This window comes from Parasphingorhabdus sp. SCSIO 66989, assembly GCF_032852305.1.
Lineage (GTDB): Bacteria > Pseudomonadota > Alphaproteobacteria > Sphingomonadales > Sphingomonadaceae > Alterisphingorhabdus > Alterisphingorhabdus coralli.
On sequence record NZ_CP136594.1, the window covers coordinates 3,120,967 to 3,143,088 of the forward strand.

The following is a 22,122-nucleotide window of genomic DNA, read 5'->3' on the forward strand; positions in this document are numbered from 1 at the left end:
TGCTCACGCTCCTGATGAATTCTCCGCCAGCATGGCAGGGTTAAGGGAAGGGTCATTGTACATTTTGTGTTGACGGTAGATTTTGTAGCGCGCCCGGCCCGCGATGCAATCTGCAATCAATGTATCAAAGCAATGGGCCAGATCATCGCGCTGCTGCTGTAACTGCACAAGCCGCCGCGCCATAGTCGAACGAAAAGTGTCATCCTTGTCCTCGCGCGCCGTTTGTTGGCGCATTGAGCGGATTTTCAGCGACAGGATCGAAAGACGGTCGATCATGCTGCCAGCGGTCTCGCTATTCAGTCTGGCACCCGCATCAAACGCCCCGCATTGCTGTGCCAACGCGTCCAAAATCGCTTCATCGATCCGTTCAATCGCATCATTGCGCGCCTGATTAAATCGGTCGATAGCACGCTTATTGGCTACGATTTCATAATCCGGTGCCTTTTTGCGCCGCGCAAGGTCTTCCTCGGCCCATAGGCTGCTATTGCAAAAATGGTTCTTGGCGATCCACTGGCTTCCCACACCCTCAAGCGCCGGTGCATTATTCTCTATGGGCCAATCCGGCAGGCGCAGACAGGCATCATGAAAGGCCGTCACGGCGGCACTGGCAGGAATATCGCTCATGCCGCCAGCATCTCCTCTATATGCGTCCCCAACCGCGCAATAACGCTGGTCCAGTCACCCGCCTCGCGCTGGCGGAAGTAGCGGGTGTTTTTATACCAATAGCTCTGCTCTCGTGTCTTGCCATGACGCCAGTCGGCGCGATCCATCAAAGCGGTTACGGCCGGATGCCCCATGCCGCCAGCAAGGTGCGAAACCGAGGTGCAGACACTGAACACCAGGTCCATATTGGCGACCAGCGCCGCTGTCTCATAAAAGTCTCGCTGCAAGACACTCAGATCAAGAACATCCAATTTATGCATCTCGCTCGCTTCTGCGCCGCGCTCGGGGTTTTGCAAACTCACAAACCGCACCCGCGGGCGCAGATAGCCCAGCGCATTAAAGAGCGCAGGCGGGATACTGCGGCTCTGCGTCCAGCGAATATAAGATGAATCCAGTTTAAGCGGGTTGCTGCCCCACATCAGGCCGACGCGCAATTCGGGTTGAGGACCCGGCTCGAGCGCCTCGAGATACTGTTTATACCATACCACCCGATCCGGATCGGCAAAAAGATAGGGTTTGCGCGCCTTGGCAAAATCGCCCGCCTGCTTGCGAAAAAGGACCGCGAGATCGCCAATCGCGGCCTGCCATGTGATTGGCGGCAATTGTGTGATGTCTGCAAACTCCCCGCCTACCCGATGTGGCAGAATCATAATGTCGGGAAAGCTGTATCTGAAAAGCCGCACCAGCGGAGGCTTGACCAGCAGGATGATTGTCATACCGTGCTGTCCGGCCTGTTCGATGACCTCTGGCAGGATGGACGCGAACATCATTTCATCACCCAGCCCCTGCTCGCCATGGATCAAAAGCGCAGCGCCTTCTTCCCACTCGCCCGCCCATCGCGGCAGACCATAGTCATGGCAGAAGACGCGATTGTCGGCCTCCTCTGCAAACCGGTGATGATAATGGGCAAAGCCGGTTGCAAACTCTTCCTGCCCCAATTTGAACAGCGCATATTCCCAATGGGTCGCCGCATCCGCATCAGCGCCGTCCATCTCGTTTTGGAAAAAGGCCTCTGCCTCTTCAACACGCCCAAGCGCGCCATAGGTGACGCCAAGCCGGTGTTGCAATTTGGGATAAGTGCCCCCTGCTTCTATCAGGCGCTCAAAAAGCACGGCCGCTTCTTCAAAATGATTGTCAAGGCGAAGCATCTCGCCATAGTTCCACAGTGCATCGCGATGGCTCGGCTGATAGCGCAGACACGCCTGATACTGCACCGCCGCTTCTTGCTCGCGACCGGCCTCGCCAAGCGATACCGCATAATTGTAGCGATACTGCGGATGCGCCGGTGCAATCAGCGTTGCCAGCTGTAGTTTTTCCAGCGCCAGCGTGGTGTCGCCCAGCTTGCCAAGAATATGACCGTAAAGATGCAGTATCTCGGCATATTCAGGCTGTTGCTTGAGCATATTCTGGCACAGCACCTTGCCCTGAAGCCAGTTCGCATCCTCAATCGCGGCATAGATCCGCAGAATGCTATCTTCCGACATTATGCGCTGTCTCTTTCTGGGACCTGCTTGCGCACCCTGAGGCGAAAACGTGTCTGGGCAATGACATTGCTGCCATGCTGAGCATGGAATTCGATGGTGGCGACATCTGTGCTGCCATCCTGCAGCCGCTGCTGCCAAGCGGGATCAAGGTCGTTAATGACTTCTTCGGTAACAAAATCGACACCGCAATAGAGCGCCAAAGGCGTATTGGAATAGCCGCCCGCAATCCATGCCTCGCATTGTTGCCGATCAAAGAGCGCCAAGCCCAGTGGCGTTACAGCGCGGACATGTGTCGGGTCGGAATGGAAATTGTCGTGCCGATGATGCGGCACGGTTATGTGGATAACGGCATCGGCAACACAGATACGATAAATCTCGCACATAATCTTGAGATAGACTTCCGGCGCTTGCCCCAGATGCTCCAGCACATGCGACATGCGGATTTCATCGACGCTGTCATCGTCCCAAGGCCATGGAAAGCTCTCCAGATCAACCAGTTGATCGGGATTGCAATCCTTTGCTGAGTCGACATTCACAAAGCCTTGCAGCTTATTATAGCCGCAGCCCAGATTGAGTTTTAACGGCGTCGACTCAACCATGGCGTCCTCTCCTAAAGGCTCGAGACCTGACATCCGCGAGTAAGCGGTTAATATGCTTTGAATTGGTTTAATCCAATGAAATTCCAATGCGTCAATAATAGAACGCCATATTGTTACGCAACAGGCACCTGTTGCCTATAGCTGAGCGCTTCAGCGATATGGATGCGGTTGACACCCTCTTGACCTGCAAGATCCGCCAGTGTTCGTGCCACTCGCAATACCCGCATATAGCTGCGCGCGGTGAGACGCATCGCGTCGGCGGCTTGCGCCAACAAGGCTTGGCCGGCCTTGTCGGGTGTCGCTATGCGTTCCAGCATCTCGGTGTTGAGTTCGGCATTGGTGCGTGCTCCGGTTTGTTTCCGGCGGGTCTGTTGGCGCGCCCTTGCTGCAATAACGCGGGCACGTACGGTTTGGGAATTCTCTGCCTGTGATGGCCGTACCAGATCGCTGGCGAGTACTGGTTCGACATCGACATGCAGGTCGATACGGTCGAGCAGCGGGCCGGATATCTTGGCCTGATAGTCGGCAGCGCATCTAGGGGCGCGGGAGCAGGCTCTTGCCGGGTCTCCCAGATAGCCGCATTTGCAGGGGTTCATTGCAGCGACCAGTTGGAAGCGGGCTGGGAAAGTGACATGCGCATTGGCGCGGGCGATGCTGACCGTGCCTGCTTCGATAGGTTGTCGCAGTGAGTCCAGCACAGCGCGTTGAAATTCAGGCAGCTCATCGAGGAAAAGCACGCCGAGATGGGCGAGGCTCACTTCTCCCGGCTTTACCCGTAACCCGCCGCCCACCAGCGCCGCCATGGAGGCGCTGTGATGCGGGGCGCGGAAGGGGCGGATGCGGCTTAGCTGGCCTTGTTCCAATGTTCCGGCGACACTGGCAACCATCGAGACTTCGAGCGCTTCTTCTGCCTCCAATGGAGGCAAAATACCGGGCATGCAGGACGCCAACAACGATTTGCCGGCCCCGGGCGGGCCGGACATCAAGAGATTATGGCCACCCGCGGCGGCGATCTCGAGCGCGCGGCGGGCGGTCTCCTGCCCCTTGACCTGCGCCAGATCGGGGCCGGTGCTGGCTTCTATCACCTCACCTGCCTGTGGTGGCAGCAGGCGGTTCGTGCCTTTGAAATGATTGAGCAGCGACAGCAGATCAGGCGCGGCCAGCACCTCCAGATCGCCGGCCCATGCCGCCTCGCTGCCCTGAACGGCAGGGCAAATCAATCCGCTGTCCTGCTCCAGTGCGTGCATCGCCGCCAGCAATACGCCCGGCGAGGGGGCAATGCGTCCATCCAGCGCCAGCTCGCCTACTGCGACATAGCCGGACATAGCCTCCATATCGATCAGCCCCATAGCCGAGAGCAGCGCCAGCGCGATCGGCAGGTCATAATGCGAGCCTTCTTTGGGCAGATCGGCAGGGGATAAATTAACGGTAATCCTCTTGGGCGGCAGCGACAGGCCGAGCGAGGACAGCGCCGCACGCACACGCTCGCGGCTTTCCGCCACCGCCTTGTCAGGCAGGCCGACAACGATAAAGGCTGGCAAGCCGCCGCCAATTTGCACCTGAACCTCAACGCTGCGCGCCTCCAGGCCGAGATAGGCTGTGGTCATCACCGTGGCGACCATGATCACTTTACCCCTGTTTTGTTCCACTTTTTGTTAGGCGGGTTTACACATAGAGTCGAGTGCCAATTCGGTTAAACTCACTGGGCTAATAGCTGCGCTTTTCTCCCGTTCCGGCTTGACAGTGCGCGCCTTGCCGGATAATGGCCTGCGCTTTGAAGAACGCTGCGTCTGAGGCACAGCCGATATCGCCGTTCGCCAAACCGGACAATGTAACAGCTATGCGGTCCTGACCGCAGCCAGTAATTAAGGAGTGCCGCGATGAAGCGCACATTTCAGCCCAGCAACCTAGTGCGCAAGCGTCGCCACGGTTTCCGCAGCCGCATGGCTACCGCCGCAGGCCGCAAAATCATGCGTGCGCGCCGTGCTCGTGGCCGCAAGTCACTCTCTGCCTGATCACCCAGCTGACCAGCGTCTGAGCGAGACAGACACCCCTGCTCATAATCCAGCGTGCGATAAGAGGGCGCGTTCTGAAACACGCCCAAAAGCACCTATAGCTACGCTGAAAAAGCGTAGCGAGTTTCTAGCAGCGAATCGCGGCTGGCGATTCGCATGCCCCGGCTTTGTATTGATCATTCACCACCGCGATGATGGCGATCAGGCCAAGCGCGCTGGCTTTACCGTTACCAAGAAAATCGGCAATGCCGTGGTCCGCAACCGGATAAAGCGCCGTTTGCGCGCCTTGGTGCATCAGATACTGCCTGAACAAGGTGCTGCAGGTGCGGATCATGTGTTTATCGCCCGACGCGCCGCCTTTGATTGTGACTGGGATGTATTGGTTTCTGACCTCAGCCGCGGCCTGAAACGCTTCGCTGATGGTAAGGAATCGCATCGTTCGTCGAAACCGCGTCACAAGAGGCATGGCAAAGCATCCAAAAGGCCCCATAAATAGCGTATGAGGCATCTCTTCATATTTATCGCCAAGCTGTGGCAATGGGGTCCATCGCGGATTTTGCCGCCGACATGCCGCTATACGCCCAGCTGCTCGCAATATGCGATACAAGCGCTGGAAGTGCATGGCGCAATTAAGGGTAGCTGGCTGGCGATCAAGCGGCTATTGCGCTGCCATCCATGGGGCGGGTACGGATATGATCCCGTGCCACCTGCCTGCTGCAATCCCGGCGACACAGTAGAATTTAAGGACGATAGTGGTGGAAAATCAGCGTAATATTATCCTGGCGGTGGTCCTCACCGCTGCGGTGCTGTTCGGATCGCAATATCTGATCGAATATTTCTACCCCGCCCCTCCACCGGAGGCGACTGATGCAACGCAAGCTGATGCCGTAGACAGTGCTGCCAGCGGTGTTACGCCGGCGCCGTCCGCCGATACTGGTGATATTCTCGATGCTGGCACCGATACGGCGGCTGCACCAACCGTCAAACCGGTGACGGTGGATTCGGCACTTGGCACTGGCCAGCGCGTTGCGATTGCCAATCCGCTGGTCAAAGGCTCAATCAATCTGGTCGGTGGCCGAATTGATGACCTGACGATGACCGAGCATAGAGAGACAATCGATAAGGGCAGTGATCCGGTGCGGTTGTTCGGCCCCGAAGGCACCGATGCACAATATTTTGCGCAATTTGGCTGGCTGGGTCAGGGCATTGACCGCCCCACCAGCGAAACCGTGTGGAGCGCTGATGGCGAGACACTGACGCCTGAAACGCCGGTTACACTGAGCTGGACCAACGCCACCGGACAGAGTTTTTCTATCCGCTACAGCATTGATGAAAATTATCTGATCACTGCGACGCAGAGCTTCACCAATAGCGGTAACGCCCCGGTCACATTGCAGCCGATCAGCTATGTCAGCCGCACCAGCAAGACCGCCGATGTTGGTACCTGGATTATTCGCACCGGCCCGATTGGCGTGTTTGACGGCGCGGCGAATTTCTCCTGGGATTATGATGATGTCAGCGAAGCCGCCAACAAAACTGCCGAGCCCGAGGGCCAGGTATCATGGCTGGGTTTTTCCGATATTTACTGGCTCTCGGCACTGATCGCAGGCGAAGGCAGCGAAGTTGAGGGCCGTTTCGTCAACACCAATGGCGACCTGTACCGCAGCGACCTGCTCTATGAGGCACAGATTGTCGCGCCGGGTGCGACGCTGGAAACCTGCACCCGGCTTTATGCGGGCGCGAAAAATGTTGAGCTGCTCGACAGCTATACCGAGCAGGGCATCACCCTGCTCGACCGCGCGGTCGATTGGGGTTGGTTCTACTGGTTTGAAAAGCCGATTTTCTATTTGCTGAAATGGCTGTTTGATGCGGTCGGTAATTTCGGTGTCGCGATCATTCTGCTGGTGGTGATTATCCGCGGCCTGATGTTCCCCATCGCGCAACGGCAATTTGCATCCATGGCGGCGATGCGCGCAGTGCAGCCCAAGATGAAGGCGATTCAGGAAAAATATGCCGACGACAAGACCAAGATGCAGCAGGAAGTGATGAAGCTGTACAAGGAAGAGAAGGTCAATCCTCTCGGTGGCTGTCTGCCGATCTTCCTGCAAATCCCGATCTTCTTTGCGCTTTACAAAGTGCTCTTACTGACCGTCGAAATGCGGCACCAGCCCTTTGCGCTTTGGATCAAGGACCTTTCCGCACCCGACCCATTGACCCCGGTCAACCTGTTCGGCCTGTTGCCTTTCGAGCCGGTAAGCTTCCTCGCTATCGGCATCCTGCCGATCCTGCTTGGCATTACCATGTGGCTGCAGTTCAAGCTCAACCCGGCGCCGACTGATCCGGTTCAGGCACAGGTGTTCAGCATCATGCCCTGGGTCCTGATGTTTGTTATGGCGCCATTTGCTGCCGGTCTCCAGCTTTACTGGATGGTCTCTAACGTCCTCACCATTGCACAACAGAAATGGTTCTATTCGCGCCACCCGGCTCTCAAGGAGCAAATGGCCAAGGATGCAGAAGAAAAGGCGCGCAAGAAGGAACTGGAAGCGGCAGAGAAGTGAGCGAGGCTGCGCAGAAACTGTTTTCCGGTCGCGTTGAATTTCTCAAATCCGCGCCCGCGCTCGAGTTTCTGCCCGATCCGACGGTGCCGGAAATCGCTTTTGCCGGGCGCTCCAATGTCGGCAAGTCCTCGCTGATCAACGCCTTTACCGGCCGCCGCGCCATTGCCCGCACCTCGGTCACGCCGGGACGGACACAGGAACTCAATTTCTTTGAGATTGGCGATCCGACGCTGTTCCGCCTCGTCGATATGCCTGGCTATGGCTATGCTAAGGCACCGAAAGACGTGGTCAAAAAATGGCGTTTTCTGATCAATGATTATCTGCGCGGGCGCACCGTTCTTAAGCGCACATTGGTGCTGATCGATAGCCGCCATGGCATCAAACCGGTCGACCATGAGATATTGGAAATGCTCGATGAAGCGGCAGTCAGCTATGCGATTGTGCTGACCAAGGGTGACAAGGTGAAGGCCAGCGATCTGGCGAAGGTGCAGGACAAAACCGCCGAAGCCATTCGCAAACGTCCTGCCGCTTACCCGGAAATATTCACCACTTCATCGGAAAAACATTTAGGCATTGATGACTTAAGGCAATTTGTGCTGTCATCGATTGAGAGTTAGGGTTTAGCCAAACTAGCCCCTCCCCTTCAGGGGAGGGGTTGGGGTGGGGGCGTTCCAAAAGCGCCGCGCAAGCGGACACTCCCCACCCCGCTGCGACTAAATTCGCTACGCTCATTAAGTCTCACTGCCCCTCCCCTAAAGGAAGAGGGGCGAAAGCAATAATCAAGGCATCGACTATGAAACTGATTATCGGCAACAAGAATTATTCAAGCTGGTCATTGCGCGGTTGGCTGGCCTGCAAGCAATCGGGTATTGCTTTTGAGGAGATCACCGTCCCGCTTTATGGCGAGGAATGGGACAAGCAAAAGACCGGTGAAGAGTTCGCACCCTCGCATGGCAAAGTGCCGATTCTATGGGATGGCGAAACGGTGATCTGGGATTCGATGGCGATTATCGACTGGCTGGCCGACAAGACCCATCGCGACCGCTTCTGGCCCAAGGATGAAACCGCGCGCGGCATGGCGCGATCGATGGCGGCGGAGATGCACTCCAGCTTCATGGCGCTGCGTCAGGAGCTGCCGATGAATATCCGCCAGCGGCTCGATGACAAGGCAATCAGCGCCGAATGTCAGGCCGATGTTATGCGGGTTCTCTCGCTCTGGGCCGAAGCGCGGGCACGTTTTGGCAAGCAAGGGCCGTTTCTCTTCGGCACCTTCGGCGCGGCGGACATTATGTATGCCCCGGTGATCACCCGCTTCCGGACCTATGGCTTCACCCTGCCCGGCTTTGCCGAGGCCTATAGCGAGGCGATATTGGAGCATGACTGGATGCAACAATGGTGCGCCGCAGCGGTGACCGAGGACTGGTCCATCGAACGCTTTGACGCACTGGCGACTTAAGGGCTGAAATCCTCCCCGTTCACGGGGAGGATCTTCAACGACGCCGCCTTTTCAGGATTATATACAGCGCCCCCTCACCGCCATGGCGGGGATGCGCGTTTCTAACGGCGGCGATATCGCCGGCATGGCGCGAGGCCATTAGCCAGTCCTGCATCGCTCTGCGGATCGCACCACGTTCGCGGCCATGGGCTGCATGGCTGTGGGGTGCAGGCCTCGCCTTGCCGGTGATTAGCAGCAACACCCGCGCACCGCGCGCCTGCGCATCGGCTAGCGCCTGATCCATCCGGGCATAGGCATTGGCCAGCGAATGCTCGTGCAGATCGACCGTCATATCGGGTGCGATCAGACCTTTGCCCAGGCGCCGCTCCCAATGCCCATCCAAATTACCGCTACTCGCCTTGGGCGCAGGCTGAAAGGTGTAGCCGCGCTTCTGAACGAGCGGCGTGCCGTTGCTGTTTGAAGAATCTGCGCCGCGCGCGCTATCGAGCAAGCGTGCAAAATCCTGCTGGGTTGGGGTCAGAGGCTTCCTTGCTGGCTCAGAACCAAGGCGTGTTTGGTGTGGCTCACTCGGCGCAACATGGCGCGATAATGGCTTGGGTGCTTGCAGTCGGTACTCATCTGGAACGGGTTTTGATCGAGCGGGTTGCTCCAAAGGCGTTACCGTCGCAATCAGCCGTTGCCACAGCGCCGCTTCTGCATCAGAGAGCGGCCGCTTGCTCATCTCAGCGCGGCGGCGCGTGCATATCGCGCATAGGTGCCTTTGGGCACCAATATCAGCGCCTGACCCCTCGCTGACATACCCCCGGCAATGGTGCGGGCGCGGCTGCCTGCTCCCCAGAAGGTATCGAACCGGTTGGCACCCTTGATCGCGCCGCCGGTATCCTGCGCCACCCATAAGCCATTGGGTTCATCGCGATCCATGGAGAGGAACACCGGCGCGCCCATTGGCACAAAGGCCGGATCAACCGCGGCGCTGTCCTCGCCGCTGACCGGCCAACCCATGGAGCCGAGCGGCCCGGGCCCCGTCAGCTCACGAAAGAAAATATAGCTGGCATTGCGCCGCATCAGCGCGCGGCCTTCTTCGGGATTATCGCGCAGCCATTGCTGAATACCCTGCATATTGGCCTGCCCCGGCTCGAGCTTGCCCTCATCGCGCAGCACCCGGCCAATGCCGAGATAATCATGGCCGTTCTGGCCGTTATAGCCGATACGGATGACCTCGCCTTCGGGTGAGACCAGTCGCCCCGAGCCCTGAATCTGCAGGAAGAAAAACTCTATCGGATCGGCGGCCCAGGCAATTTCCAGACCTTGTCCGGCAAGCGCCCCATCCTCAATCGCGGTACGGTCGGCATAGCGCACAAGCTTGCCGTCCTCGACCCGGCCACGTACCCGCTTGCCTGTCCATTCATCGGCAAATTGGCTGAGGTCAACATCGACCAGATCATCGGGTCGCGCATAGACCGGCACTTCATAGCCGGGACGACGGGTGCGCGATCCGGCGATTTCCGGCTCGAAATAGCCGGTGGCAAAGGCCGCACCATCGCCGACCTGCAACGTCTCGAAATGCGTCTGGAAGAATGCCGCAGCATCATCTTCATCCCATTCCTTCACCACTGCACATGCATCAGCCCAGTCCTGCGATTGGGTCAGACCCGAGCGGTCCTCGCGATTGGGATTGATAAGCGATGGGCAACTTGTGCGGAAGGCGATCAGCGCGCCGCGCGCATCTTCTTGTGTGATAGCGAGGTCCGCCACCGAAGGCCCCTGTTGCAGCGCCATATCCGCGGCGCGTGTGATCTCCTCTATCTGGACACCGTCATCTTCAGACTGGGGAACGGCTGGGGCATCGGCAGGAGCAGACGCGACAGGGCCAGCGAGCACAGCAGCAGAAGCCAGTGCGACGGACAGAGCAATCGCCATAATGCGACCCATTCCAGCTAGTGAAGGATATTTCCGCATGCCCCGTTTGCGCATGCTGACGGATCAGGCTTCGTCGGTCTCGACCAATACCCAGTCGGGTGCATCGCTGCGAACATCGCGAGCGAAGGTCCAGATATCATGGGTTTCGACAGCATCGGTGAGCGATCCGGCGATCATTTCGCCATCACGATCACGCACGACCGAAGCGATATCGGCATCAATACGCACGGTGACACGCGCAATCTTGCCATCAAGTTCAGCGTCAGCAATGACCGCCTTTTCAATCCGCACCAGACGATTCTCCAGCGTCTCGCCACGCTCTTCGCGCGCATCGATCACTTCGGCAAAGCTGGCATAGACATCTTCGTCAGTCAGCGTCTTGAGATCATCCTTATTGCCGGTCCAGAAGGCCTCAAGGATCATGTCATAAGCCGTCTTGGCACCAGCAAGAAAACGCACCGGGTTAAACTGGCGATCGGCATTGGCGATACGGCGCAGGCCATCCTCGGCGGCGGTTTCAACAGCCGGGTTAAACTCGGTCACAGTCTGCGAGTCCTGACCCATGGGCTGTGGCTCGCGCTCATTGGCCGGGCTTTCGGGCACAGTACGCTCTGGCATGGAGCGATCCAGCGGACGGCGCATAGGCTCCTGCTCATGCCCTGTGCGTTTACCCAGCACCGAGTAGAGGCGAAGCCCGAGAAACGCTGCAACCATGGCAAGAATGATGATTTCCGGTGACACGATAATGATAGCCCGTTCTATGATTTCCATGTTGTTCACACCTGGCATAAACACCGGAATATGAACAATAGCTGTTGCCTCTATACGCAAAGAGACAACATACTGTTATTAAGATAAGGGAATTTCCATCATTTGCAAATGGCAAGACCGTTTAATTCGGCTGTTTTCGCGATTCCATGCCCTGATGTGACAGATAATTACGGCAGTATGCCTTTTGAGTCGCGCACTGTGCTCAGCGCGCTACACAATCCGGGTGGCAGGGATGTTGCCCTATCGGCAAGTCACTGCTAGGCGCAAGCGCAAGAATTTTGGTGGCTTGCAAGGCTGTCCCATCGGGCATTTTGCACGCTATCGCATCAGATCAAGAACACCCGGATAACACAGAAAGAAGCACCATGGCCGACGATGATGGCAACATCACATCCGACAATCTCACCGCAAATGGCAATGACACCGCGCCTGCCGTTGGCATTATCTCGCAATATATCAAGGATATGTCGGTCGAGAACCCGAATGCGCCCGATGCCTATCAATGGGGCGGTCAGCCCAAGATTGACGTGCAGTTCAACATCGGCTCACGCAAGCTGAATGACGAGGTGCATGAGGTTGAGCTGAAAATCACTGTAACAGCGACCGCCGACCAGGGCACAGCCTTTATCGTTGAGCTGGCTTATGCCGGACTGATCGGCATGCGCAATGTGCCGGAAGATCAGGTGCAGCCTTTCCTGTTCGCCGAGGCGCCGCGCATCCTCTTCCCCTTTGCCCGTCGCATTCTTGCTGATGCCGTGCGTGATGCCGGTTTCCAGCCGCTGATGCTGGAGCCGATTGATTTCAACGCGCTCTATGCCCAACAGCGCGCCGAGCATGACCGGCAGCAAGCCGCTGGTGAACAACCGGCAGGTAATGCCTGAACCCCGACGACAAAAATACACCGTTAGCCCTGAGCCTGTCGAAGGGCGCTTCTCAGTTGATAGACGGGCTTCGACAGGCTCAGCCCTTACGGTGTAAGTTTCAGTCACAATGAATCTGCTCAAAGCCACAGGAACCATAGGCGGGCTGACACTGGTCAGCCGGTTCTTCGGCTTTGCGCGGGATATCTTGTTGGCGCGGATATTGGGCGCGGGGCTGGCCGCCGATGCCTGGCAGCTGGCGTTTCAGATGCCCAATATCTTCCGGCGCCTCTTTGCCGAGGGCGCGTTTTCGGCTGCTTTTGTACCGCTATTCAATCGCAGACTACATGGCAGTAAGGCCGATGATGGCGATGAGGCGGATGAGGATGCCGACAACGCTAAAGGCCATGCCGCAGCGCAGGCCTTTGTCACCGACATTGTCTCAATATTGGTGCCTGTCCTGCTGCTGTTCTCGGCGATTTTCATGATCGCCATGCCGGGAATTATCTGGCTGATCGCAGGTGATTTTTCCGGCGGTGATGAGGCAGGGCAAAAGGCAGCGCTAAGCGCCACATTGGCGCGGATCGCCTTTCCCTATCTCGCCTTTATGAGCATCACCACTTTGCTGGCGGGTATATTGAACAGCCTGTCACGCTTTGCTGCGGCGGCCGCTGCACCGATCCTGCTCAATATCTGTCTGGTGATCGCGCTGATTGCCGGGGCATTGTCCGGCGCAGGCGAGGACATGACAGTTCGCACCGCCTATTATCTCGCCTTTGCGGTTTCCATCTCCGGCCTGTTGCAGATGCTCTGGCTGGCCTATTGGGTGCGCAAAAGCGGCTTTTCTGTCCGCATCGGCAGGCCGAGGCTGAATGATAATGTGCGCGAGCTTGGGGTTCTGATCTTCCCGGCAATATTCGGCGCGGGCATTTATCAGATCAGCCGATTTGTTGACTTGTTCTTTGTCGCCCGTCTGCCCGAAGGATCCCTTACCTATCTCGCTATGGCCGACCGACTCAACCAGTTACCGCTGGGCATTATCGGCATTGCGCTTGGCACCGCGATATTGCCCGCACTGTCGCGGCTGATTGCCAGTGATGATCCCGATGGCGCGAGCCGGTTACAAACCAATGCGATCGAATTGTCGATGCTGCTGACCATTCCGGCAGCCTTTGCGCTCTATGTCGCCTCATGGCCGGTCGCCGGGGCGTTTTATGTCGGTGGTAATTTCACCGATGAGGACGGGCTGACTACGGCGGCGGTTATCTCGGCATTGGTCATCGGCCTGCCTGCCTATGTGCTCGTGAAGGTATTGGTACCCGGCTTTTTCGCACGCAAGGACACCCGCACACCGGTTGTCACCGCAGGCATATCGCTGGCGATCAACATCACGCTTAACCTGTTGCTCATCCCGATTTACGGCATTGTCGGGCTGGCGCTTGCGGGCGCGATCAGCGCATGGTGCAACACCGCTATGTTATACTCGGTACTGCATTATCGTGGCCATTATCGCCTGCCGCTTATCCTGTTGCTTCGGCTGGCACGCATTGCGCTGGCCGCGACGCTGATGGCTTTGGCGATGATCTATGTCATCCCCTATGGCTTGGTGTTTTTCACCGGCTCAACGATAGAACGGATCGTCTCGCTCGCACTACTGGTGCTGGTCGGTCTGATCGTCTATGCCCTCGCCGCATGGTTTGGCGGTGCCGTGGACAAGGAGCGGATAAAGCTGCTCACATCCCGCAAATCCGCTAACGCCACAACAACCGATACAGCAGAATAGGACAGACAGTGATGCGCGTGGTTTCAGGGATCCAGCCGACCGGCAATCTGCATCTCGGCAATTATCTCGGCGCGATCAAGAAATGGGTCGCGATGCAGGATGAGATGGAGTGCCTGTTCTTCCTCGCCGATCTGCATGCGATCACCGTCTATAATGAACCCCTGGCACTGGCCAACAACACCCGCGAAATGGCGGCGGCGCTGGTAGCCTGTGGTGTCGATCCAGAGCGCGCGGTGCTATTCAATCAGGCACGGGTTCCAGCACATGCCGAGCTCGCCTGGTTGCTGTTCTGCACCGCGCGTATGGGCTGGCTCAACCGCATGACCCAGTTCAAGGAAAAGTCGGGCAAAAACCGTGAGGGCGCGAGCGTCGGGCTTTATGCTTATCCGGTGCTGCAGGCTGCCGATGTGCTGATCTATGGCGCCACCCATGTCCCTGTGGGTGAGGACCAGAAACAGCATCTGGAACTCGCGCGCGACATTGCGACCAAGTTCAACAGTGATTTCGACACCGAGCTGTTCACCCTGCCCGATCCGATTATCGAAGGCCCCGCAACCCGGGTGATGAGCCTGCGCGATGGTTCGGCGAAAATGTCCAAGTCTGACCCTTCGGATATGAGCCGGATCAACCTCACTGATGATGACGACACCATCACCAAGAAAGTGAAAAAGGCCAAGACCGATCCGGAACCGCTGCCGGATTCGCTGGAAGCACTCGAAGAGCGCCCCGAAGCCGCCAATCTGGTTGGCATGATGGCGGCATTAAGCGATCGCACGCCCGAAGATGTGCTGGCGGACTTTGCCGGACAGGGCTTTGGTGCGTTCAAACCGGCATTGGCCGAGGTGATGGTCGAAACGTTGCGCCCGATCCGCGAGCGTTTTGTTGCGCTAAAATCCGATCCTGCGGCTATTGACGCGATTTTACAGCAAGGCTCGGAAAAGGCACGTGCATTGGCAGCGCCGACCGTAGCCGGAGCCTATCGCGCTCTTGGTCTGCAAAGCGCGTAAACCGGGCATTTGAGCCGGTGACGTCATTGGCAACTGGCAGTAGAATTACACAAGCGTAATAGTCCCTGCCTATCGCTTGCTTGCAATTTTTTGCATCGGTTTTGCGGAACCAAGCCTATGCCTTGGCCATTTTATTCAATAGATATTCATGGCGGCATATCCACTATGCGCGCCATAGTGAGTGATTGCTGCTAAGCTCTTGCCTCAAAGCAGGATCGAATCTGATGATTCGCGCAAGGCAGCGTCACAATAAGGTCGCATGGGTGACCAGAATTGGACCGTTAAGAACGAGGCCGGGTAGCAGGCCAGAACAGGAACGCAAAATGACAAACACACCCCTATCATTGCGCATCATTATACCGGCATTACTGCTGATGCTGGCTGGGTGTACCACACCTTTCCGCGCTGATGTGGCGCGCTTTCAGCAATTGCCGCCACCACAGGGTGAGAGCTTTACCGTAGTTCCGGCCGATCCGGCACGGGTGGGCAGCATCGAGGCCAATCAATATGCCATGATGATTACCCAACGGATGCAGCAGGAAGGCTATGCCCCTGCATCCAATCCGGAAGCGACCGACCTTGTTGTCAGCTTCGACTATGTCGTTGATGGCGGTCGGGAGCGCGTTCGCACAACCCCTGGCATCGGTCCGGGCTTTGGTGCCTTTGGCCCATGGGGTGGCTGGGGCGGCTGGGGTGGCTGGGGCGGCTGGGGCGGCTTCAATCGCTTTGGCTGGGGACCCGGCTGGGGTGCCTGGGGTCCCGGTTGGGGCGGCTGGGGCTGGGGCGGCGGCTTTGGCCCGGATGTCCGCAGCTACACCATCTATAACTCCGAGCTGGCGCTGAAGATTGACCGCGTCGCCGACAATGTCCGCGTCTTTGAAGGCCGCGCACAGGCAACGTCGCGCTCAAACAACCTGACCTATCTGGTGCCTAACCTGGTCGAAGCCATGTTCGCCGAATTCCCCGGTAACTCGGGCGAAACGGTGCGGGTCTCACTTGATGATGACAAGGTCAAGGTGAAGACGCTGAACCGCTCGGCCCGTCGCTAAGGCTGTTCTATAAAGGGGCTGCCCCCTTTATTCAGGACCTTGCTGGTGCTGGAGTTTCGCAAGAAACTCCAGCACTGCTGTTTCTACCGCATCGGGCTGTTCGGGTAGCAGGGCATGGCCCGCCTTTTCAACGATCACAATCTCGGCGCGGCCTTTGGCATCATTGACCAGTGCCTGACCGGCATCTTCCGGCGGTGCAATGGTATCCGCCTCACCTTGCACCACCAGAATCCGCTCATCACCGGCCAGCCACCAGTCATCCGTATTGGTAAGCTCCACGGCTCTGCCCTGTAACCGCGCCGTGGCGATATGCCAGCCGCGTTGCCAATGCTCGGGAACCCGGTTGGCCCCGGCGAAAAAGGCATAACGGATACTGGCCAGCCGCTTGACGCTGGTGCGCAGCGGGTTGAAACTGCCTTTCAGCGCGGCATCGGCACGCGGCGGTATTGGCTGCTTGCCACCTGCCGCCAGCAGGATAACCCCGTCAATGCGCTCGCCATGTTTGGCCGCCGTTGCTCGCGCCACACGGTTACCAAAGGCATGGCCGAGAATGACCGCTTTGTCTTGTGATGCGAGTTCAGCATCGAGCACTGCGCGAACATCATCGGCAAGATCAAACAGCGTCATATCCTCATCGGGGAGATCAGAATTACCGATCCCCGGCGGTTCAATAGAAATCGTGCGATAGCCCTTATAGTTCAACTGATCGGCAAGCTCGTTGAAATCGCTGGCCTCTCGCCCGGCGCTGGGCAGCAGAACCACGACAGGCCCCCCGCCTTGCACAAAATAGGCAATGTTGCGACCATCGCGGGCAATGCTGTGCTCGACTCCGTCAGTGGCGCGTGCCCTTGCATTGGGATAGGGCACAAACATCATCACCACCGACATGCCACCCAAAGCGACCAAGCCGATAAGCAATATGGCCCACCGCATTATGGCGCACCTTGGGCAAGCACCGACGCCAGCGCCGCCTGCCATTGGGCCAAACGTGCTGAACGCTCCGCATCCTGCATCTTGGGGGTAAATGCGCCGCCCGAGCGGCGCATCGCGGCCGATGCTTCAAGGCTGGGATAAAGCCCCGCACCGGTCGCCGCCAGCATCGCCGCACCCAGCGCTGTGGTCTCGATAAAGTCGGGCCGATCAACCTCAAGCTGCAATATGTCGGCGAGATCCTGCACCATCCAGTCATTGCTCACCATGCCGCCATCGACGCGCAGTTGCGACCAATCGACACCATCGGCGGCAAAGGCGGTTTTGAGGTCCATCATCTGATGCGCCATCGCCTCCAGTGCCGCGCGGACGATATGCGCCTTATCGCTGGCAAAGCTGAGGCCGGTAATCGCCGCACGCGCATCGGCGCGCCAATGCGGTGCGCCCAATCCGCTGAGCGCGGGCACGATGGTGACGCCGCCATTATCGGCTACCGACCGCGCTAAGGCCTCGCTTTCCTCGGCCTCGACAATCATGCCGAGTTGATCACGCAGCCATTGGATCAGGCTGCCAGAGACAAAGATCGACCCTTCAAGCGCATAGTGACGCACGCCATCAAGCTGCCAGCCAATGGTGGTGAGGATGCGATGCGCCGACAAAGGTGCACTGGTCCCGGCATAGGAGAGGACAAAAGCCCCGGTGCCGAAGGTCGCCTTGGTATCGCCGGGCGCGAAACAGCCCTGCCCTATGGTCGCCGCCTGCTGGTCTCCTGCCATGCCGCAGATCGGAATCGGCGCGCCGAACAGGTCCGCTTCGGTGCGGCCAAAGTCTCCGGCGCAATCGACGATCTGGGGCAAAATCGCATGCGGCACGCCGAACAGGCCGAGCAGTTCATCATCCCATTGCCCCGAATGAATATCCATCAACGCGGTGCGCGCGGCATTGCTGGCATCGGTGATATGCAATCCGCCGGTCATGCGGAAAATCAGATAGCTCTCCACCGTGCCGACTGCGAGATGCTCTCCGGCCGCCTTTAATTGCGGCCAGTTCTCCAATGCCCAGCCGATCTTGCTGCCCGAGAAATAGGGATCGAGCAGCAGCCCGGTCTTGCGCTGCACCATCGGCTCATGACCATAGGCCCGCAGCCGGTCGCAAATCGCAGCAGTGCGCCTATCCTGCCACACAATCGCTGGCGCTAATGGCTCACCGCTGCGCTTGTCCCAAAAGACAATTGTCTCACGCTGATTGGTGATGCCGATAGCCGCGATATTCTCCACGCCGCCAGCCGCTTCAATCTCGGCGCGCATCACATCGACGCTGCGCTGCCATATCTCGGCGGCGTCATGCTCGACTTCGCCCGATTGGGGATAGTGCTGAGTAATCTCTTGCTGGCTGCTGCCAAGGCAACTGCCGTCCACGGCAAAGCGCATTGCACGGGTCGAGGTCGTGCCTTCATCGAGAACCAATATCGTGTCGCTCATGCGGTCGCCGCCCCCTTCATGCCATCCTCGCTCTGCCAGAATAAAGTCGCGCGATTGCCAAAGATCAGCCGGTTGACCGTTAGCGCCACTACTATCGAGCTGAACAGTACGAACACCATCACATCAATATAGTGCAGCCAATCAAAGCCGAGCATGCGGTATAATGTCTCGTCGCCCCAATAGGGCTGCGGCGTATAGAACCAGAATGTGTGCAGCGCATAAATTCCCAGCCCCCATAACAGCCCGGTAATCGCTGCCCGCGCATCAACATTGCGGAACAACAAGCCCACGGCAAAGACCGACAGGATCGGCATCGAGAAGAGACCGTTGAGCTCCTGCAGAAGATTGATAATGCTCTCCGCATTGGCGTAAATGGGCACCAGCGCAATTGCCAATGCCGTGGCGGCGATACCCATCATCCAGTTCAGCCGACCTGCCTTGGCATCCGGGTTGATAAACACCTTGTGAAAATCTACCGCATAAAGGGTAGAGGTCGCGTTCAGAACTGCAGAGAATGTGGTCAGCACCGCCGCGGCAATCATCGCAGCAAAAATGCCGCTGGTCCAGGGCGGCAGCACCTCGGCAACCACCATCCCATAAGCAGCGTCATTGACATCACCAAAAAGCTTGAATGCCACCACGCCGGGGATAACGACAATCGCCGGAACAATAGCAAGGCGTATAATCGCGGCAACCATCACACCCTTTTGCGCCTCGCGTACTGTGGGAGCAGCAAGCGCCTTCTGGGTGATATTCTGATTGGTGCTCCAATAGAATATCTGAATAAACACCATACCGGTGAACAGTGTGTGGAAGGGAATGGGCGAGTCATTATCGCCGATAAGGGTCAACCGATGCGCCGGGACGCCAGTGCTCAGATCAAAACCCACTGCCTGCAGCGCCAGATAGACTACCACCAGCGCCATCCCCAATATACCGATGCCGCTATAGGTATCCAGAACCGCCACGCCGCGCAGCCCGCCCAATATGGCATAGGCACCACCCACCACCGCCAGTGCGGCAGCAATCGGGATCAATGCCCCCTCGTCCAGACCAAAGAGCGATCGCAGAAACAGCGCGCCGGAATATATCACCGCAGGCATATAGATCAGTAGGTTACCGAACAGGAACATCGCCGAAATCACGGTGCGCACATTGCGCTGTTGGTAACGCCTTTCGAGCAACTCAGTCACTGTGGTGCAATGGTTGCGATAATAGATTGGCACAAACACAAATGCGAGGATCAGCAGCCCGGCAAAACCGGCCATCTCCCACCAGGCGAGCAACAGCATCTGGTTGCCGTTCATGCCAACCAGCTGATCAGTAGAAAGATTGGTCAGGGTGATAGCGCCGGCGACAAAGAACCAGTTGAGGCCGCCACCGGCGAGAAACACCTCTTTGGAATCACCGTCAATCCCGGCATGGTGCCCGCGCACATGCCACCAGGTAATCCCGGCCAGCAACAGCATGATGCCCGCAAATATGGTGAGCTGCACTATCGAGCCGCTATTGCCCGCTGAAAATACCGTCAAATGATTGGCCTTTTGTCATCCTCTTGCCGCCACCCTATGCGTCATACCGCAAAGTGCAAGTGAGCCGCGCCGCTCAACGCTCTGCTTTATGGTTTATTCGCCGTTAACCGTTTTTTCGGTCTCACTTGATAATATGACTGATTATGCGGTGGTTACGTCCCTTTATCGCGCTCATAATGCTGTGTGCTTCGGTGCCCATGGGCTTGGAGGCGGCAAGAGCGCAATGTCGTCTTTGCTTGGGCGATGAAGACCAATCCGGATCCGCGAACCAGCCACAAATCCCGCTCAGGATCAGCATAGAGGCCGATATCCGCTTCAACCGCCTTGCTTTTGCCGGAGCCGGTGCTGGTGAAGTGCAGATTGACCCGGCCAGCGGCAGCACCCGCACCGATGGTGGGCTGGTTGATCTTGGCGGGCTGGCGCTGACCGGTTCGGCACGCATTACCGGCGAGCCGGGGCGTGCGGTGCGGGTCGATCTGCCGCACAGCATCCGCCTGACCAGCCAGACCGGGGGGCATGCCGATCTGGTGTCACTGCAAACCAGCCTGTCGCCCAGCCCGCGCATCGGCCCGGATGGTACATTGGTCTTTTCCTTTGCCGGGACGCTGAAGGTCAGCGGTGGCATTGGCGGCCATTATCGCGGTCGCATCCCGATTACGGCAGAGTATGAATAGGCGGCCAGTCCACGCTGTTGGGAAGTGTCAATACAAGTTGACGAAGGTTACGAAAGTTAGGCTCGGGAACCGCAGAAACCGGTGACCTTTGGATTTGTCCAACACTGTGCAAGTTCGTGCCAAAGCGATCCGCCGATAATAACGCTTTTTAGATTTGTAGGAAACTATTGCTAACCTACTTCCTGTTTTAGATGACCCAGCTTAACCGTTCGCCTCGAGCGAAGTCGAGAGGCCCTTGCAAGTGGAAAACTGTGTCTCGACTACGCTCGACACGAACGGTTTTTAAGCGACTTACACAGTCTATAATTGCCTCAACGCTTGCGCGCCGCCGCCATGGCAATCATGGTACATTCCTGCACCAACAGCCGCACGGCATCCTGGCTGTTCTGCATCACCTTGGCATGGATGGTGAGCAGCCGCTCGGCCAAGCGCTCTAGCGCAGCGGGTGGCCAACAACGCAATTGATGCTGGGTCGCGCCTTCTTCCTTCCAGAAAATACCGGTGCTGCGCATCGCGGATTTGGCATCTTTGCCGTCCGCCATGAGCCGATGGACTTTGGCAAGCTGCACACAACGCGCCTCCAGCGCCCGGATCAGCAGCACCGGCTGCAATGTGCCATCGGAAAGCCGATCCAGTTCCGCCGCAAGCTGCGCGGTGCGACCGGACAGGATCGTCTGGATCGCCGGGGCGAGTGCATCATCCTCGGTCTCCGCCGCCAATTGCTCCATCACGAGCATATCAACACTGGCGCGCTGGCCAGGTTGCGCATCAAGATAGAGTGCGATCTTCTCCACTTCCATCTCGGCCAGCCGCCGGTCGAGACGGGTATAGCGGGCGATGGTCTCGGCAATCTCTCGCGGCATCGCGAGGCCGCGTGCTTCCGCCATCTCCCGGATGGTCGCGGCGACATTGTGCACATCGGGCACATAGCTGATACAGGCGAGCGCGCGGTCATCGCCACCCGCCAGCTTGGCCGTACGTGAACGGTCGGTAATGCCGCTAATCTGAGCGATACAGGGATTGGCAACGGTCTCGGCTTCGAGTAATGCATCTATCGCGGCGAAACATTCCTCACCTTGCCCACGCACCAAGATCACCCGCGCATCGCCGAACAGCGACAGCGAGGCGGCTTCCTGTGCCAAAAGCGCCGGGTCTTCCTTTAGCTGCGGTCCGCTCAGTTCCACTTTTTCGGCATCGGCACCGATATGCAGCCGCGTCTTTTCCGCCAGTGCAGCCGAACCCGATTCATCGGGGCCGTAAAAGAGGAAGAGGCGGGTATCAGCGGTGGCGCGCTTCAGGGCCGATGCGAAATTATCGGACTTGATCTTCGCCATTATTGC

Annotated in this window: 21 protein-coding genes and 1 pseudogene; 11 read left to right on the top strand and 11 right to left on the bottom strand. The window is 58.0% G+C overall.

The features are described 5' to 3' along the window. Positions 1 to 3: 3 nt before the first annotated feature. The 4 genes from RB602_RS14575 to RB602_RS14590 all read right to left on the bottom strand — a co-directional run bounded on the left by RB602_RS14575 (position 4) and on the right by RB602_RS14590 (position 4,368). Complete coding sequence (locus RB602_RS14575; RefSeq protein ID WP_317081591.1) at positions 4 to 624, bottom strand: DUF4254 domain-containing protein; 621 nt, start codon at positions 622 to 624, stop codon at positions 4 to 6. Beyond that, the gene (locus RB602_RS14580) at positions 621 to 2,147 is read right to left on the bottom strand and encodes a hypothetical protein (RefSeq protein WP_317081593.1); all 1,527 of its coding nucleotides are present in this window, start codon (positions 2,145 to 2,147) and stop codon (positions 621 to 623) included. The genes RB602_RS14575 and RB602_RS14580 overlap by 4 nt, the downstream gene beginning before the upstream one ends. Continuing rightward, a complete protein-coding gene (locus RB602_RS14585; protein ID WP_317081595.1) occupies positions 2,147 to 2,746 on the bottom strand; it encodes a class I SAM-dependent methyltransferase in 600 nt (199 codons plus the stop codon). The genes RB602_RS14580 and RB602_RS14585 overlap by 1 nt, the downstream gene beginning before the upstream one ends. 113 nt (positions 2,747 to 2,859) lie before the next feature. Beyond that, the gene (locus tag RB602_RS14590) at positions 2,860 to 4,368 is read right to left on the bottom strand and encodes a YifB family Mg chelatase-like AAA ATPase (RefSeq protein ID WP_317084579.1); all 1,509 of its coding nucleotides are present in this window, start codon (positions 4,366 to 4,368) and stop codon (positions 2,860 to 2,862) included. Positions 4,369 to 4,626: 258 nt separating this feature from the next. Between RB602_RS14590 and rpmH the strand changes: the two genes are divergently transcribed. The 6 genes and pseudogenes from rpmH (at position 4,627) to RB602_RS14620 (ending at position 8,775) form a co-directional block, all read left to right on the top strand. Next, complete coding sequence (rpmH, locus tag RB602_RS14595; RefSeq protein WP_317081597.1) at positions 4,627 to 4,761, top strand: 50S ribosomal protein L34; 135 nt, start codon at positions 4,627 to 4,629, stop codon at positions 4,759 to 4,761. Positions 4,762 to 4,867: 106 nt separating this feature from the next. Beyond that, positions 4,868 to 5,257 carry a ribonuclease P protein component gene (gene rnpA / locus RB602_RS14600; protein ID WP_317084580.1) on the top strand — a complete coding sequence of 130 codons (390 nt, stop codon included), beginning with the start codon at positions 4,868 to 4,870 and terminating at the stop codon, positions 5,255 to 5,257. Positions 5,258 to 5,260: 3 nt separating this feature from the next. Next, positions 5,261 to 5,467: pseudogene (gene yidD / locus RB602_RS14605) on the top strand (membrane protein insertion efficiency factor YidD); the annotation flags it as partial. Positions 5,468 to 5,516: 49 nt separating this feature from the next. After that, positions 5,517 to 7,319: a membrane protein insertase YidC gene (yidC, locus tag RB602_RS14610; RefSeq protein ID WP_317081599.1), complete on the top strand. Its 1,803-nt coding sequence runs from the start codon at positions 5,517 to 5,519 to the stop codon at positions 7,317 to 7,319. Then, the gene (gene yihA, locus RB602_RS14615) at positions 7,316 to 7,936 is read left to right on the top strand and encodes a ribosome biogenesis GTP-binding protein YihA/YsxC (RefSeq protein WP_317081601.1); all 621 of its coding nucleotides are present in this window, start codon (positions 7,316 to 7,318) and stop codon (positions 7,934 to 7,936) included. Before yidC ends, yihA begins: the two co-directional genes overlap by 4 nt. Positions 7,937 to 8,112: 176 nt before the next feature. Next, positions 8,113 to 8,775, top strand: coding sequence for a glutathione S-transferase family protein (locus tag RB602_RS14620; RefSeq protein ID WP_317081603.1), 663 nt, complete (start codon positions 8,113 to 8,115; stop codon positions 8,773 to 8,775). A 34-nt stretch (positions 8,776 to 8,809) separates the two neighbouring features. On the opposite strand, the gene RB602_RS14625 is transcribed toward RB602_RS14620, so the two are convergent. The 3 genes from RB602_RS14625 to RB602_RS14635 form a co-directional block, all read right to left on the bottom strand. Next, the gene (locus RB602_RS14625; protein WP_317081605.1) at positions 8,810 to 9,496 is read right to left on the bottom strand and encodes a Smr/MutS family protein; all 687 of its coding nucleotides are present in this window, start codon (positions 9,494 to 9,496) and stop codon (positions 8,810 to 8,812) included. Further along, positions 9,493 to 10,695, bottom strand: a complete 1,203-nt coding sequence (mltA, locus tag RB602_RS14630; RefSeq protein WP_317081606.1) for a murein transglycosylase A — start codon at positions 10,693 to 10,695, stop codon at positions 9,493 to 9,495. Before mltA ends, RB602_RS14625 begins: the two co-directional genes overlap by 4 nt. Before the next feature lie 63 nt (positions 10,696 to 10,758). Then, positions 10,759 to 11,466, bottom strand: a complete 708-nt coding sequence (locus tag RB602_RS14635) for a Tim44/TimA family putative adaptor protein (protein ID WP_317081607.1) — start codon at positions 11,464 to 11,466, stop codon at positions 10,759 to 10,761. A 365-nt stretch (positions 11,467 to 11,831) separates the two neighbouring features. Here RB602_RS14635 and secB point away from each other — a divergent pair, with 365 nt between their 5' ends. The 4 genes from secB (at position 11,832) to RB602_RS14655 (ending at position 16,165) form a co-directional block, all read left to right on the top strand. Continuing rightward, on the top strand, positions 11,832 to 12,347 hold the full coding sequence (gene secB, locus RB602_RS14640) for a protein-export chaperone SecB (RefSeq protein ID WP_317081608.1): 516 nt from the start codon (positions 11,832 to 11,834) through the stop codon (positions 12,345 to 12,347). 109 nt (positions 12,348 to 12,456) lie between these two features. Beyond that, on the top strand, positions 12,457 to 14,109 hold the full coding sequence (gene murJ, locus RB602_RS14645; protein WP_317081610.1) for a murein biosynthesis integral membrane protein MurJ: 1,653 nt from the start codon (positions 12,457 to 12,459) through the stop codon (positions 14,107 to 14,109). An 11-nt stretch (positions 14,110 to 14,120) separates the two neighbouring features. Next, positions 14,121 to 15,116 (top strand): tryptophan--tRNA ligase, encoded by a 996-nt coding sequence (gene trpS, locus RB602_RS14650; protein WP_317081611.1) that lies wholly within the window; start codon positions 14,121 to 14,123, stop codon positions 15,114 to 15,116. A 323-nt stretch (positions 15,117 to 15,439) separates the two neighbouring features. Then, complete coding sequence (locus RB602_RS14655; protein ID WP_317081612.1) at positions 15,440 to 16,165, top strand: DUF4136 domain-containing protein; 726 nt, start codon at positions 15,440 to 15,442, stop codon at positions 16,163 to 16,165. Between the two features lie 27 nt (positions 16,166 to 16,192). Here RB602_RS14655 and RB602_RS14660 read toward each other — a convergent pair whose 3' ends face one another. The 3 genes from RB602_RS14660 to RB602_RS14670 are packed head-to-tail and all read right to left on the bottom strand — an operon-like array spanning position 16,193 to position 20,108. Then, positions 16,193 to 17,098 carry an alpha/beta fold hydrolase gene (locus RB602_RS14660; RefSeq protein ID WP_317081613.1) on the bottom strand — a complete coding sequence of 302 codons (906 nt, stop codon included), beginning with the start codon at positions 17,096 to 17,098 and terminating at the stop codon, positions 16,193 to 16,195. Further along, entirely contained in the window at positions 17,098 to 18,576 is a 1,479-nt protein-coding gene (locus RB602_RS14665; protein WP_317081614.1) for an FGGY family carbohydrate kinase, read from the bottom strand. Before RB602_RS14665 ends, RB602_RS14660 begins: the two co-directional genes overlap by 1 nt. After that, positions 18,573 to 20,108 carry an SLC5 family protein gene (locus tag RB602_RS14670; RefSeq protein WP_317081615.1) on the bottom strand — a complete coding sequence of 512 codons (1,536 nt, stop codon included), beginning with the start codon at positions 20,106 to 20,108 and terminating at the stop codon, positions 18,573 to 18,575. Before RB602_RS14670 ends, RB602_RS14665 begins: the two co-directional genes overlap by 4 nt. 236 nt (positions 20,109 to 20,344) lie before the next feature. Between RB602_RS14670 and RB602_RS14675 the strand changes: the two genes are divergently transcribed. Continuing rightward, entirely contained in the window at positions 20,345 to 20,782 is a 438-nt protein-coding gene (locus tag RB602_RS14675; protein ID WP_317081616.1) for a DUF4402 domain-containing protein, read from the top strand. A 311-nt stretch (positions 20,783 to 21,093) separates the two neighbouring features. Here RB602_RS14675 and holA read toward each other — a convergent pair whose 3' ends face one another. Further along, positions 21,094 to 22,116, bottom strand: a complete 1,023-nt coding sequence (gene holA, locus RB602_RS14680) for a DNA polymerase III subunit delta (RefSeq protein ID WP_317081618.1) — start codon at positions 22,114 to 22,116, stop codon at positions 21,094 to 21,096. Positions 22,117 to 22,122: the final 6 nt, after the last annotated feature.

Coding starts and splice junctions, on each gene's coding strand:
- RB602_RS14575 (WP_317081591.1), bottom strand. CDS start 624: ATGAGCGATATTCCTGCCAGTGCCGCCGTGACGGCCTTTCATGATGCC.
- RB602_RS14580 (WP_317081593.1), bottom strand. CDS start 2,147: ATGTCGGAAGATAGCATTCTGCGGATCTATGCCGCGATTGAGGATGCG.
- RB602_RS14585 (WP_317081595.1), bottom strand. CDS start 2,746: ATGGTTGAGTCGACGCCGTTAAAACTCAATCTGGGCTGCGGCTATAAT.
- RB602_RS14590 (WP_317084579.1), bottom strand. CDS start 4,368: ATGGTCGCCACGGTGATGACCACAGCCTATCTCGGCCTGGAGGCGCGC.
- rpmH (WP_317081597.1), top strand. CDS start 4,627: ATGAAGCGCACATTTCAGCCCAGCAACCTAGTGCGCAAGCGTCGCCAC.
- RB602_RS14620 (WP_317081603.1), top strand. CDS start 8,113: ATGAAACTGATTATCGGCAACAAGAATTATTCAAGCTGGTCATTGCGC.
- RB602_RS14625 (WP_317081605.1), bottom strand. CDS start 9,496: ATGAGCAAGCGGCCGCTCTCTGATGCAGAAGCGGCGCTGTGGCAACGG.
- mltA (WP_317081606.1), bottom strand. CDS start 10,695: ATGGCGATTGCTCTGTCCGTCGCACTGGCTTCTGCTGCTGTGCTCGCT.
- RB602_RS14635 (WP_317081607.1), bottom strand. CDS start 11,466: ATGGAAATCATAGAACGGGCTATCATTATCGTGTCACCGGAAATCATC.
- secB (WP_317081608.1), top strand. CDS start 11,832: ATGGCCGACGATGATGGCAACATCACATCCGACAATCTCACCGCAAAT.
- murJ (WP_317081610.1), top strand. CDS start 12,457: ATGAATCTGCTCAAAGCCACAGGAACCATAGGCGGGCTGACACTGGTC.
- trpS (WP_317081611.1), top strand. CDS start 14,121: ATGCGCGTGGTTTCAGGGATCCAGCCGACCGGCAATCTGCATCTCGGC.
- RB602_RS14655 (WP_317081612.1), top strand. CDS start 15,440: ATGACAAACACACCCCTATCATTGCGCATCATTATACCGGCATTACTG.
- RB602_RS14660 (WP_317081613.1), bottom strand. CDS start 17,098: ATGCGGTGGGCCATATTGCTTATCGGCTTGGTCGCTTTGGGTGGCATG.
- RB602_RS14665 (WP_317081614.1), bottom strand. CDS start 18,576: ATGAGCGACACGATATTGGTTCTCGATGAAGGCACGACCTCGACCCGT.
- holA (WP_317081618.1), bottom strand. CDS start 22,116: ATGGCGAAGATCAAGTCCGATAATTTCGCATCGGCCCTGAAGCGCGCC.